This window comes from Emticicia sp. CRIBPO, assembly GCF_009905725.1.
Classification (GTDB): domain Bacteria; phylum Bacteroidota; class Bacteroidia; order Cytophagales; family Spirosomataceae; genus Leadbetterella.
On sequence record NZ_JAAAKV010000004.1, the window covers coordinates 466,551 to 480,741 of the forward strand.

Annotated in this window: 9 protein-coding genes; 5 read left to right on the top strand and 4 right to left on the bottom strand. The window is 44.2% G+C overall.

The window, feature by feature from the left end; translation table 11 throughout:
- Positions 1–43: 43 nt before the first annotated feature.
- Entirely contained in the window at positions 44–946 is a 903-nt protein-coding gene (locus tag GVN16_RS11075; RefSeq protein WP_166563947.1) for a hypothetical protein, read from the bottom strand.
- Between the two features lie 163 nt (positions 947–1,109).
- On the opposite strand from GVN16_RS11075, the gene GVN16_RS11080 reads away from it, so the two are divergent.
- Together GVN16_RS11080 and GVN16_RS11085 are read left to right on the top strand one after the other, a co-directional pair.
- Positions 1,110–1,778 (top strand): FKBP-type peptidyl-prolyl cis-trans isomerase, encoded by a 669-nt coding sequence (locus tag GVN16_RS11080; RefSeq protein WP_305040900.1) that lies wholly within the window; start codon positions 1,110–1,112, stop codon positions 1,776–1,778.
- A 69-nt stretch (positions 1,779–1,847) separates the two neighbouring features.
- Positions 1,848–3,920, top strand: a complete 2,073-nt coding sequence (locus tag GVN16_RS11085) for a carboxy terminal-processing peptidase (protein ID WP_166563948.1) — start codon at positions 1,848–1,850, stop codon at positions 3,918–3,920.
- 375 nt (positions 3,921–4,295) lie between these two features.
- On the opposite strand, the gene GVN16_RS11090 is transcribed toward GVN16_RS11085, so the two are convergent.
- From GVN16_RS11090 to GVN16_RS11100, 3 genes are all read right to left on the bottom strand, one after another.
- Positions 4,296–6,656, bottom strand: a complete 2,361-nt coding sequence (locus GVN16_RS11090; RefSeq protein ID WP_166563949.1) for a M1 family metallopeptidase — start codon at positions 6,654–6,656, stop codon at positions 4,296–4,298.
- A gap of 25 nt (positions 6,657–6,681) precedes the next feature.
- A complete protein-coding gene (locus GVN16_RS11095; RefSeq protein WP_166563950.1) occupies positions 6,682–7,275 on the bottom strand; it encodes a HupE/UreJ family protein in 594 nt (197 codons plus the stop codon).
- Positions 7,276–7,476: 201 nt separating this feature from the next.
- The gene (locus tag GVN16_RS11100) at positions 7,477–8,355 is read right to left on the bottom strand and encodes an AraC family transcriptional regulator (RefSeq protein ID WP_166563951.1); all 879 of its coding nucleotides are present in this window, start codon (positions 8,353–8,355) and stop codon (positions 7,477–7,479) included.
- Positions 8,356–8,495: 140 nt separating this feature from the next.
- Between GVN16_RS11100 and GVN16_RS11105 the strand changes: the two genes are divergently transcribed.
- Genes GVN16_RS11105 through GVN16_RS11115 form a run of 3 tightly spaced genes read left to right on the top strand, consistent with a single transcriptional unit; the run spans position 8,496 to position 14,127 of the window.
- A complete protein-coding gene (locus GVN16_RS11105) occupies positions 8,496–9,326 on the top strand; it encodes a sugar phosphate isomerase/epimerase (RefSeq protein ID WP_166563952.1) in 831 nt (276 codons plus the stop codon).
- Between the two features lie 2 nt (positions 9,327–9,328).
- A complete protein-coding gene (locus GVN16_RS11110) occupies positions 9,329–10,450 on the top strand; it encodes a Gfo/Idh/MocA family protein (protein WP_166563953.1) in 1,122 nt (373 codons plus the stop codon).
- 20 nt (positions 10,451–10,470) lie between these two features.
- The gene (locus GVN16_RS11115; RefSeq protein ID WP_166563954.1) at positions 10,471–14,127 is read left to right on the top strand and encodes a PVC-type heme-binding CxxCH protein; all 3,657 of its coding nucleotides are present in this window, start codon (positions 10,471–10,473) and stop codon (positions 14,125–14,127) included.
- The last annotated feature ends 64 nt before the right edge of the window (positions 14,128–14,191 follow it).

Consider the following 14,191-nt stretch of genomic DNA (forward strand, 5'->3'; position numbering starts at 1 on the left):
AAAATGCCGGAAATCAACTTTTGATCTCCGGCATTTTGCTTTGTTATAGTTGTTCAAGTCCTTTTTTATATTTCCGCGAAACTTTCACCACGTGATTTACTTTGGCAATGCCGATTTCGTAACCCCTGGCTGTTCCGCTTACATTTTTAATGCCGTTGATGTTGACAAAGTATTCAGGATGAAACTTTTTGAACTGAGGATGGCTTTTCAATTCTTCGTTGACCAGTTTTTCGCTGACCGGCAACACGGTGCTTTCAACCCCGAAAAAGTTCTGATAAAAGAATTCACTCTGATTTTCCCCGGTTTTTACATAAATCAGCTGGTTAGGCACCAGGCTTAGCTTTTCATTTCCTGTTTTGAAAACCAGGACGTTCAAAGGGTTTTCTGCACTTACCACACCCTGACCGGAAATGCTGTTCATGATAGAAGCTGCATTGGTCTCAAATTTCCGGCTGAAAAACGTTTCCAGTGAAAATGATAATATGAGGATGGGCAGAACGCTGATCAGAAGAACGCCCGCCAGCAAAGTGGCGGCACCAGGCCTGGAAAGGTTAAGGAAGAAAATGATGGCTCCGCCGGTGAGCAAAACGATCAGGAGATTCTGGATAATCTGCTTGCCGACAGTCCATTCGTGTTCATCATAAAAACCCTTTAAGGCCAGCGGCAAAACAAACAGGCAGAAAATCATTCCCGCAAAAGCTATACCGGCTATCTGGCCGGAAAGTGCCGTGTTTGAGCGGGAAGCGAGTTCAGCCGGGCCGGCTATAAAAAAGGCCGTGAAAACCGCCAAAGCTACTAAACTGCTATAAACCAATCCTCTTACAGAAAGGGTAGCTGAGTGGGCAGGTTGCTTTAATTTTATCGTAAACCACTGTAGAATTTTCTGAAAACGGGAGAATAAAGATTGTGCAAAGGCTATGGGTAAATTTATTAGCGATTTGATCATTTGAAATTATTTTAATTAGATGTTTGTTGAATTATTCAAAAACTATACCAGAAAACAGACGTTTGAATTGTTAATAATATTGTTAAAAAAACAAAATATATTATGTTATTTTTATATTGTTGACGTTATTGCACCTAAAAAATCAAAATTTAAAATAATAAACATGAAATCATTCTCGGCAGCAGTGTTGCTTTTTTTATTACTTATCGGTTCTCAGGTGTCGATGGCACAAGTCAAATTAAAGAATTCAATTGATTCACTCAGCTACGCAATAGGACTGAATGTCGGGGAAAATCTTAAAGCTCAGAAAGTTAACGCCAACGCAGACTTGCTGGCACAGGCCATAAAGGATTTACTGAGCAATTCTAAAACGCTAATTACGTCAGAGTCGGCCAATACTTATATCCAGAGCTATTTTCAGAACGAATACATGAGAAAGGCTGAAACGAATAAGAAAACAGGAGAGGCGTATCTTGCCGCCAATAAAGTAAAACCAGGCATTGTAACCACAGAAAGCGGACTTCAGTATAAGATCCTTACCGCCGGAACAGGAGCCAAGCCTTCAGCGACGGACAAGGTGAAAGTACACTATCACGGTTATCTGATAGACGGTACGGTTTTTGATAGTTCTGTGAACAGGGGCGAGCCGGCCAGTTTTGGAGTAGACCAGGTGATTCCGGGTTGGATCGAAGGACTTCAGCTGATGCCTGTAGGTTCAAAATGGCAGTTTTTCGTACCTGCTGATCTGGCCTACGGACCACAGGGGCCTCCGTCGATAGGACCTAACCAAGTTTTAATATTTGATGTCGAATTGCTCGATATTATAAAATAAATCTGACCATTCAGGGGTTATACTTATAAAAATACTCCGAAGTGTCAACTAACCATTTATTTAGAGATTATGAAAAAGACGTTTTTGTTCTTGTTTTTGGCCTTTTCGGTAAGCTGGTTTGAAAATATTGCCCAAAATACTCAGCCTAAGTATGGTTATGCAGATTTGACACCCAATCAGACCGAACAAAAAGTGGAGCAGTTTGTTACCCAGTTTCTGAGTAACTACCATTATAAAAAATTCAGCATAGATGATTCCCTTTCTTCCAAGGTCTGGGATAAGTTTCTGACGGATGTGGATGGCTCTCATGCTTATTTTACGGATAAAGAAATCGCTTCATTTGAAAAATACCGTTACACGGTGGATGAGGCTTTGCTTACCGGTGAACTGGGAGCTCCTTTCGAGGTTTTTAACCTTTACAGGAAGAAGTATAAAAAACGCCACGATTTTATCAAAGCCTATCTTGATAAGCCTCTGAATTTTAATACCAATGAGACTTATGAGGTAAACAGGACGAAGGCTCCCTGGGCTAAATCTGAAGCTGAGCTGGACAATGTCTGGAGCAAGATCATTCTGAGCCAGGCCCTGGGTATGAAACTGAGCGGAAGCACGGACAGTGCCATTGTTTCGACTTTGAAAAAACGCTACGATATGTATGAATCAAGGGTATCGAAGTGGAGAGCGGATGATGTGTTCCAGATCTACATGAACGCTTTTACCGAGGTGATTGATCCTCATACTTCATACATGATCCCAAGTACTGCTGCCCAGTTCAATATTGACATGAGCCAGTCACTGGAAGGGATCGGTGCCTCACTGAGAAATGAAGGAGATTATGTCATGATTGCAGAGGTGATTCCGGGTGGGCCGTTGTTCAGAAGCGGACTGGCCAGCAAAAATGATAACATTGTAGCTGTAGCACAGGGTGATGACGGAGAGTTTCAGGATATCATCGGGTGGCTGACCGACGATGCGGTAAAACTGATCAGAGGTAAAAAAGGAACCGTGGTAAGACTGAAAATACTGGCCGGCGATGCCCCTACAGGTTCAGAGCCTAAGGTCATCAGACTGGAGCGTGAAAAAATCAAACTGGAAGAAGCGGTAGCTACTTCAAAAGTCATTGACTTTAAATACGACAAAAAAGACTATAAGCTGGGTGTGATCGATATCCCGATGTTCTATCGTGACTTTGAAGATGCCAGAAAAGGCGGAGATTTCCAGAGTACTACCAAGGACGTGAAACGCTTCCTGGCGGATTATAAAGCCAAAGGAGTGGATGGGGTAGTGATTGACCTCAGAAACAATGGTGGTGGTTCGCTGACTGAAGCGATTACGCTGACCGGCTTGTTTATTTCCGAAGGTCCGGTGGTTCAACGCCGCACCGGAAGAGGCAAGGTGGATGTTGAAAATGATATAGACAAGGACATCTCTTATGACGGACCCTTACTGATCCTTCAGAACAGGTTCAGTGCTTCTGCTTCTGAGATCTTTGCCGGAGCTATCCAGGATTATAAGAGAGGGCTGATCGTCGGAGAGCAGTCTTTCGGAAAAGGTACTGTACAGCAATTGGTAGACCTTGACCAGTTTCTTCTGGCTCCGAGAACGGCTTCACGTGGAGAAGTTAAAAAGCCGGGTGTGGGATTTGAAGAGAAAGAGCGTTACGGGCAGTTGAAACTGACTACCGAGAAGTTTTACAGAATCACCGGAAACAGCACCCAGCGTAAAGGTGTGGTGCCTGATATCAACCTTCCTTCTCCGTTCAGTCCTGACGAAATGGGTGAAAGTTCTCAGCCGACTGCACTTCCTTATGATGAGGTAGAGAAATCCAATTTTGTAAAAGTAAACGACATCAGTGATAAATTAGTCAATAAGATCAAAGCCAAATATGAAAGCAGGCTTAAAACAGATGAGGATCTTAAAGAGCTGGTTTCTGATCTTGACGATTACAAAAGCATGAAAGACAAAAATGTTTATTCTCTTAATTATGAAATAAGGAAAAAAGAGAAAGAAGAAACAGAACAGAAGAGAAAGTCTTTGAAAAAAATAAGCAAATCGAACGGTAAAGACGGGAAAGAAGATGAAGATGTTCTTCTGATTGAGTCCCAGAGAATCCTTGCCGATCTGATTAACGCGGGTAAATAATTCACAGATGATATATGGAAGGTCCGGGCTCACAGCCCGGACCTTTTTTTGTTACTTTATTCCTGAACTATCATTTCAGTATAGGCCATAAAGCAAAAGCTCTGAATTGGATATTTCCAATACAGAGCTTTTTTGGTTTAAACAATCATAGGTAAGGTTGCTGGATTTAGCTTTGGGAAAAGCCGGGACATCGGATTAAGGCATACACGCTAGATTTCAAATTAGTTGCCATTTTGCTTTTGTCATAACGATGATAAACTTATCTCGAATAATTAAGACGAAACAACTTGTTAAAAGTCACACCAAAATGGACAATAAATATAAAAAAAACAGGAAATATAAAATATTCCCTGTTTTCTGAATGCTTGGTGATAATTAGTTTCTTCCGCTTGAACCGGTAGAGGCAGGTTTGTTCTTCTGAGCCTCTCTCATCGGGTTGGTAGGCGAAGGAGCCTGGTTTTGTTTGAATAACTGGAATTTGGTGGGTTGTTCAGGTTCTCTCGGGAAAACGTTATCTGAAGTATCAATGTCCGGTATTTCAAAATAAGGGTCAAGCTTGAATTTCTTCACTTTTTTAGTGGTGGCAATCGTCTTCTTGAAGTCCTTGTCGTTCAGTCTCCATATCTCAACCGGATATCTCAGGTCTTCTGTGGTGCCGTCTTCATATTGAAGCTGGATGATCACCGGCATCACCAGGCCGCCTTTGTTTTTCAAACTGATGGTATAATAGTTTTTACCTTCCTGAACCAGCTTTCTTTCATCTTCCGTCAGTGATTTCAGGTAAGTGTTGTACTTATTTTTATCGGTGTCTGTAACTTCAAAAGGATCGTAGGAGTTATAGAAATCACGCATGCTTGAATCCGCTTCCACGACTGACTTAGGAATGTCTTTTTCATTGCGGATATTGCTCATGGTTTTCTTTTTGGCAGCAGCCTCGGCTCTTAGCTGGGCTTTGTTGATTTCAGGATCCTGAGAGTCAACAGCGTACCATTCCACCTGTGCAATAGACTGATCTGCGGCTTCCACACCATAGAACCAACCCTTCCAGAACCAGTCAAGGTCTACACCGGAAGCATCTTCCATCGTACGGAAGAAATCGGCAGGTGTCGGGTGTTTAAATGCCCATCTCCTGGAATATTCCTTGAAGGCATAATCAAAAAGCTCGCGGCCCATGATGGTTTCTCTCAGGATATTAAGGCCTGTGGCAGGCTTGGAATAGGCGTTAGGGCCGAATGTGCCCGGAAGGATATTGTCAGAGCTGCTCATGATGGCGTTTTGCTTTGAAGGCTCTGTTTTCATATACTGGGTGATGTACTGTGGCTCAATACCGGTGGCAGGGAAGTTTCTGTCCCATTCAAGACAGGCAAGTCCTTCAAGGAATGAATTGAGGCCCTCATCCATCCAGCTCCACTGACGTTCGTCGGAGTTGACGATCATCGGGAAGAAATTATGGCCGACTTCGTGAATGACTACCAGGATAAGGAAGTTTTTAGTGCCTTCGGAATAAGTGCCGTCTTCCTGAGGACGGGCCCCGTTAAAGCTCATCATCGGATATTCCATTCCGCCTACCGGGCCGTGAACAGAATAGGCAACCGGATAAGGATAGGCTACACTTCTTTTAGAGTAACTCACCAAAGTATGGGCAACTACCCTGGTAGAGTATTGTCCCCAAAGCGGATTTGCTTCTTTCGGGTACAATGACATAGCCCAGACTTTCTTGCCTTCCACATCCACCTGCATGGCATCCCAGATAAATTTACGGGAAGCTGCAAAGGCGAAATCTCTTACATTTTTAGCATGGTAAATCCAGGTTTTTTTACCGCTTGGTTTACCTTTCTCAGCTGCCGCAGCTTCGTCCTGGTTGACGATCACCACAGGTGTCTTGGAGGTTTCTGCTTCTTTCAGTCTTTTTTGCTGGGAGGCTGATAAAACAAGTTTGGCATTCTGCAGTTCGCCGGTAGCACCTACCACCATGTCATTAGGGGCAGTGATTTCAACTTTATAATCACCGAATACCAGGGTGAATTCGCCCTGGCCTAAAAACTGCTTGTGCTGCCATCCGTTTACATCATCATATACGCAAAGACGTGGAAACCATTGGGCGATTTCATAAAGATAGTTACCGTCTTTCGGGAAAAACTCATAGCCGCTTCTGGCTCTTTGCTCGTTGGCATCGACGATATTGAAGTTCCAGTCCAGTTTAAAGCTGAAAGACTGGCCTTTCTGAAGCGGTACAGGCAGGTCGATACGCATCATCGTCCCGTTGATGGTATACACCAGGTCTTTGCCGGTCAGGTCTTTTACAAGCGTTATTTTGAACCCGAAGTCCTTCGGGGTTTTTCCCAGGATGCCTTTAACAGCCGTTGTACTTAGGCCTCGCTCCGTATTGATAGAGCTGGAACGCATCTGGTTGCTGGCCGAGTTTTCGTTGAAAAGGTTCTGGTCCAGCTGAAGCCACAGGTATCTCAGTTCATCCGGGGAATTGTTGAAATAAGTAACTTTTTCGCTTCCGGTCAGTCGCTGGTTGACGTCATCCAGCTCCACTTTGATGTCGTAATCGGCTTTTTGTTGCCAGTAATCTCTTCCGGGGGCACCTGAAGCAGATCTGTAGGTGTTGGGGGTGGGTAATTCTGAGCCCATTTGCTCAAACCGCGTGTTGGCATTGTAATTAGCCCCTTGCTGTGCCTGTGCACCCAATGTGCAGAAAATGGCAAAAAGCAGTAACAGTTTTCTCATAACGAATAGTTTGGTTTGTTTGATGTTAAAAATACCATTTCTCAAGAAGTAAAGTAAAAGTCATACCTGCCACAAATCCTGATACGATGAGGTTCCAGGTCCTTTTGTGTACTTTGAAAAGGCTTACTGTAATAAAGGTAAGGATCATGAACAAAATTACAATGATGATCTGTCCTAATTCCAGTCCGATGTTGAACGCCAGCAGCTGAGGCACGATGTTGCTGGATTTCCCTAAAAGACTTCTGAGGTAATTAGAAAAGCCCATACCGTGTATCAGCCCGAAAACTGTGGTGATCAGGTACCTCGTCCACAATGATTGCTCCTTGTCAAAAATGTTCTTAGGCATTTTGTGGGCAAAATTGGTGAAACAGGTAACCAGGATGGTAATGGGTATCAGGAATTCTATGAACGCGGAGCTGAACTGGATGACGTTGAGTGCGGCTAATGCCAGCGTAATGGAGTGGCCAATCGTGAAAAAAGTAACCAGGATAAGGATCTTCTTCCAGTTTTGAGGGTTGTAAATAGCACAAAGGGCAATAATGAATAAAATGTGATCATACCCTCCGAGATCGGTTATGTGCTGATAACCGAGCTGAAGGAAAGCGAAAAATTCGGACATACTTTGGGTTAGAGTTTAATGCTTGCGAATTTAGGGAAATTATTTTTTACAAGCTACAGGCACCTGCATTTGTTGGGGCGAATGCAGGAAAAAGATCCGGATAAGTCTTTAAAAGATGCCGGATTGTACAAAAAAAGGTCTTTTTCGGTGTCAGAAAGCTGCGACAGAACTGATTTTCTTTTTAATTCTTTAAAAAAGGCTTCAGACCTTCCTGATGGTGAAAAACTCTTTCTGGTAATCGCGGGGTGTTTTGCCGGTGATTTCCCTGAATTGCTTATTGAAATTAGAGAGGGTGTTAAATCCGCTTTCATAACAGGCCTGCGAAACCGTCACTTTTTCTTTGGAAAGTATTTTGCAGACATTCCCTATCCTGATTTCACTTACAAACTCCGAAAATGTTTTATTGGTCCTGTTCTTAAAATACCTGCAGAAAGCAGATTCCGACATGTTGACCATATCCGAAATCTCAGACAGGCGGATTTCTTCCCGGAAATGTTTCAGAACATACTCATTGACTTTCTGCATCCTTTCGGTCTCTGATACCTTGTGGGTATTGGTGTAATTGACACCGGTGATGTAGTCGAAATCATCCGCATGAGACAAGTAGTGGAGCAAATTGAGAAACCTGAGTACTTTTTCAAACCCTTTTAAGCGGGTCAGGATTTTTATTTCTCCGATAAGGTGCTCTTTGACCTCATTTTTATACTGGATTCCCCGCATGCTTTTATGGAGCAGGGACTTGAGAGAAAACATTTCAGATTTCTGGAAAAATCCTTCTCCCAGGAAATCTTCCGTAAAATAAATCACAATACCGTGCGTAAATAGCTGAGAGTATGGCTCAAAATATGCTTTGTCGCTACGCCACAGGTGTGGAAGATCGGGACCCAGAAATACCGTATCTCCCGGTTCGAAATGCTGAATGCTGTCGCCGATCAGCCTTGTTCCGACGCCTTCAAGTACCGTAAATATTTGATAATGAGGATGAAAGTGCCAGTTGGGGTCAAAATGAGGCTCTTTCAGTTCAATGACAGAAAAAGAAGCGGTAGAGCTTTCAATGTTCTTTTCTATAACAACTCTCATATTGTTTTATTTTGCCCAAATATACGATAAAAATAAAAAATATTGTCAAAATAAAGTCAGTATTGGAAAAGACAAAGGAAGTTAGTAGCACTATTTTTAGATAATTTTGTATTGATGAAAAATCTCCGGAAATAATACATATGAAATTTGGAATGAATCTGCTCCTGTGGGGCACTGAAATTGATGAATCCCTTTTCCCGGTTCTCGAAAAGATAAAGGAAATAGGATTTGACGGGGTGGAAGTCCCTCTTTTTGATGTTAAAACAGAAAACTGGAAAAGCTGGAGAAAGAAACTGGATGAACTGGGATTGGAAAGGGTGGCCGTGACGATCAACGGACCTAACTTCAATGCCATCAGCCAGGACCCTTTGATGCGGATCGCTACTCTGGCCCAGAACAAAAGGGCTTTGGACTGTGCTGCCGTTTTAGGTTCCAAATTTCTCACCGGGCCTTATCATTCTGCCCTGGGTGTGTTTACCGGTAAGCCGGCCACCGAAGAAGAGTGGGGCTGGGCCCTGGACCACATCCGCCAGCTGGCAGATTATGCCGCCACCCTGGATATTACCCTCGGACTGGAATACCTGAACAGATTTGAAAGTTACCTGTTTACCTGTACCGACGATATGCTGAGGTTTGTGAGCGAAGTGGACAGGCCGAATTGCAAAGTGATGTTCGATACTTTTCATGCGAACATCGAAGAGAAAAGTATGCCGGAAGCTATTAAGAAATGCGGAGATACGCTGATACATGTGCAGCTGTCTGAAAATGACCGGGCGACGCTGGGTCAAGGACATACCAGTTTCCCGGAGATCGTCAAGGCCCTTGATGCCATCGGTTATGACGGAATGCTCAGTATTGAGGCTTTCAGCATGAAACTTACTGCCGCTAATATCTGGAGAAAGATGTTTGAATCGGAAGAGCAATTAATGAGAGACAGTTTAAACTACCTGAAAAATATAACAACAAAATAATCATGAAGAAAATAAATATTGCCATTGTAGGTCTTGGTTTCGGAGCAGAATTTATTCCTATTTATCTGCGTCATCCTCATACCAATATGTATGCCATCTGCCAGAGAAATGTTGAGAAACTCAACCAGATCGGAGATGCTTTCGGAATAGAAAAACGCTATTCTGATTATGATGAATTATTGAAAGATCCTGAGATTGATGCAGTACATATCAACTCTCCGATCCCAAATCATGCTGAGCAGAGTCTTAAGGCCCTTTATGCAGGCAAACACGTGGCATGTACTGTTCCTATGGCAACTTCTGTTGAAGATTGTATGGCTATTGTAAAGGCTACACAGGAAACAGGCAAGAAATACATGATGATGGAAACTGTGGTGTATGCCCGTGAGTTTTTGTTTGTCAAGGAGTTATATGAAAAAGGTGAGCTGGGCAAGGTGCAATTCCTGAAAGCCTCTCACCAGCAGGATATGGAGGGATGGCCTGATTACTGGCCTGGTTTGCCTCCGATGCACTATGCTACGCACTGTGTCGGGCCGGTTGCCGGTTTATTAAGACTGGATGCCGAATATGTTTCATGTTTCGGTTCGGGTACGATCAGCGAAGACCTGGCTAAAATCCATAATTCTCCTTTTGCGGTTGAGTCAGCTCATATCAAGTTCAAAGACAGTGACCTGAGTGCTTATGTTTACCGTTCGCTTTTTGATACTGCCCGTCAGTACCGTGAAAGCTTTGAAGTATACGGTTCTAAAAAATCATTCGAATGGCCTCTGATTGAAGGAGAGCAGGCGGTGATTCATACGGCGAAGAAAGAAGAGCATGAAATCCCTGAGAAAGTAACTGTGCCTGATTTTGCTCATTATTTACCGGCAGAAATCCAGGGCTTTACCACCAAAGGCGTTTATGATGAAGATGACAATACACACCTCAGCTTTACGCAGGGAGCAGGTCATGGCGGTTCACACCCGCACCTGGTCAATGAGTTTGTGATGGCTTTGGTGGAAGACCGCGATCCGTTCCCGAATGCTGCCCAGTCGGCCAACTGGACTTCGGTAGGTATCCTGGCCCACGAATCGGCCCTGGATGGTGGCAAGATCAAGTTTTTACCAGATTTCAAAAATATATAAGCTCCCGTAAATAATTAAAAATGAAAAAAATAATCTTATTCCTGACCTTGTTTGCCGTAACGACGGCATTCGCTCAGAAAGGTCGCAGACTGGAGATTTTGTTTCTGGGTGACAAAGGACACCACAAACCTGTTGAAAGGGTACCGACCATCATGGCGGCACTGGGAAGCAGAGGGGTCAACTTCACCTACACAGATAAACTGGAAGACATCAATCCAAAGAATCTGGCCAAGTTTGACGCGTTGATGATTTATGCCAACTGGGACGAAATCACCCCGGAAGCTGAAAAAGCATTGGTAGACTATGTCGCTTCAGGAAAAGGATTGCTTCCGATTCACTGTGCTTCCTATTGTTTCCGTAATTCACCTGAATATGTGAAGATGGTGGGTGGCCAGTTCTGGCGTCACACCATGGATTCGATCAGGACCAATACCGTACAGCCTAATCACCCGATTATGCAGGGGCTGAAGCCTTTTACGGCGTATGACGAAACGTATCTTCATGACAAATTACAGGACGACAACAACGTGCTGGCTGTTCGTGAGATCAAACCTGACCAGTTCAAAGATAAGCCAAATCAAAAAACAGAACCTTATACCTGGACAAGAACCCATGGGAAAGGCAAGGTTTTCTATACGGCTTACGGACATGATGAAAGAACCTGGAAGAACCCTGATTTTCAAGAGCTGATTTACAGAGGTATCATCTGGGCGGTAGATGAAGAGGCACAAAAGGCCCATCAGGCCCTGAATCCTCAGCCGTTTGCTTTTAAAGAAGCGAAATTGCCGAATTATGAGCAAAGACCGGGTGTGCAGCTGCAGCAATTGCCGCTGACTCCTGAAGAGTCGATGAAGCACATACAGGTGCCGGTTGATTTTAACCTTGAGTTATTTGCTGCCGAACCGAATGTGATGCACCCGATCGCTATGACCTGGGATGAAAAAGGACGTCTTTACGTACTGATTACCAGAGATTATCCCAACGAAAGAAAAGAAACCGGAGGTAGTGATTATATCCTTTTGTGTGAAGATACCAACGGAGACGGAAAGGCTGATAAATTTACAAAATTTGCTGACGGACTGAGCATTCCTACGGGTATGGTGTTCTCTAACGGCGGTCTGATTGTGTCGCAGGCTCCTCATATGCTGTTTATCAAAGATACCGATGGGGACGATAAGGCTGATGTGAAGAAGACCTTGTTTTCAGGTTTCGGAACGTATGATACCCATGCCGGGCCTTCCAATTTGCATTACGGATTTGACAACTGGATCTGGGGTAGTGTAGGCTATTCGGGATTTGTAGGTAAAGTAGGTACGGCTGACACGCTTAAGTTCGGGCAGGCTCTCTTCAGATTCAAACCTGACGGAAGCAAAGTAGAATGGATGACCACTACTTCCAACAATACCTGGGGAATGGCTTTCAATGAAAGCAATGATGTGTTCGGGTCAACCGCCAACAACTCACACGGCTGGTACATGCCGATCCCTCACAGGTACTTCAATTCTGCCAATAATATTGACAACGGTAGCCGCAGCACGGATTCTCATAAAGACATGAAGCCTATTACCGAAAAAGTAAGACAGGTAGACGTTTTCGGAGGATTTACGGCCGCCGCCGGACATAATTTCTATACCGCCAGGGCATTCCCTAAAAAATACTGGAACAAAATTGCCTTTGTGGCGGAGCCTACGGGACACATCCTGCACCAGAACGTCATGACCAAAAACGGTACGGATTATAACGATGTGGAAGGCTTTAACCTGATGGCCGGTGCTGATGAGTGGTTCTCCCCGGTATTTGCCGAAACCGGCCCGGACGGAGCCGTTTGGGTAGCTGACTGGTACAGTTACATTATCCAGCATAACCCTACACCGAAAGGATTCGGTAACGGCCCTGGTAATGCCTATGAAACCAACCTGAGAGATTTTACAAGAGGAAGGATCTACAGGGTTTCGTGGAAAGAAGCTCCGGCTTATCAGCCTGTGAGTTTGTCTGCTGACCGCCCTGCCGAATTGGTAGCTAATCTTAAAAATACCAATATGTTCTGGAGGTCAAATGCCCAGAGACTATTGGTGGAAAGAGGCAAAACAGACGTGGTACCTCAGCTGGTTGAAATCACCAAAGATAAATCTGTGGATGAAATCGGATTAAACACAGGGGTTATTCACGCTCTGTGGACTTTGAAAGGCCTGAATGCGGTTACGCCTGCTGTGCTTAACAACGTCATCAAACACCCTTCTGCCGAGGTGCGTAAAAACGCCGTGCAGATTCTGCCTGAAACTGCCGAGTCGGTTCAGTTTATCCTGAAAAACGACCTGTTGAATGATGCAGAGCCATTGGTGGTTTTGAATACCCTGCTGGTACTTTCGAAATCTCCGCTGACCCCTGTGGCAGAAGCAGCCATCCTGAGCAGACTTCAGAAAGCAAAGGAATCTTCTGACCGTTGGTTACCTGATGCATTTGCCTGTGTTTTGACAGCCAATAAAGGAAAGCTGATGAAAGGGCTTCTGGATGGTAAAGTGAAGAAAGCAGCTACCCAGCCAAAAACAGCGGCTGCCCATGACCATGCTGCCATGAATCACGGAACTGCGGGTACAGGTGCTACGGCGAAAGTAGCGGAGGTACAGCCTAATTCAATTGACCTTGTGATCAAAGATATCCGTTTCGATAACCCTAATCCGGGTGTAAGAGAAAGAACAGGTTTTAAAATCGAACTGGCCAACCAGGGGAGTGTAGCCGTTGAAAAAGGGACCAATGTAACGGTTAACATAAGAGTGGAAGGCAACGGAATCCTGGAGGAATACGCCACCCGCGAATTCCTTGACGGTGTGCCGGCTGGAGAAACCGTGACTTTGGTTAACCGTAAAAACGGACCGTGGACAAGTCCTATGGGCTTCAGCACAGATATCCCGGGTGTATACACCTTTACATTCAACGTGGATGTGGAGAACTTTGTGAACGAGTCAAACAAGAAAAATAACTATTTCTCGAAAAAACTGACATTCGCCGCTCCAAGCAGTCTTTCTGACTTTGCTTTGCACCGTGCTATCAGAAGTTATTCGTCTGCGAATACACCTGACCAGATCGTAGTGCTGATCAAAAACGCTCAGAAAATGACTACTGAAGACAGAAATATGGTTTACAAAGCCATTTCAGAAGGAATCAATTACAGGAAAGAAGTGAAGCTGACTCCTCAGGACCTGGCTTATCTGCAGACCCTGAATTACTCTGGAAGCGACAGGCTGGAAAGGGTCTTGAGAGCCTGGAAAGTAATTTCTGCTGATAAAGTGGATCCGAACGTGCAGGTCATTAAAATCAAGGCAGTCAGAGAAGCGATGAAATTTGACCTGAAGGAGTTCAAAGTGAAAGCCGGTGCAGCCGTTGAAATCGTTTTTGAAAACCCTGATGCGATGCAGCATAACCTGGTGATCGGTGCTCAGAAAAGCATGGAGAAAATAGGTCTGGCAGCTGATAAAATGATCACTGACGAAAAAGGAGCTGAAAAGAACTACGTTCCGGATATTCCTGAAGTACTTTTCTCTACTCCGCTGGTTAATCCTGATCAGACTTACAGACTTAAGTTTACTGCTCCTGACAAGGTCGGAAACTATCCTTTTGTCTGTACTTTCCCGGGTCACTGGAGAATCATGTTCGGAACGATGAAAGTAGAAAAATAAGATTATTTCAATGATATTTTAGATAAAAAAGAGTCCCGGGTTTTAATTCCGGGGCTCTTTTTTT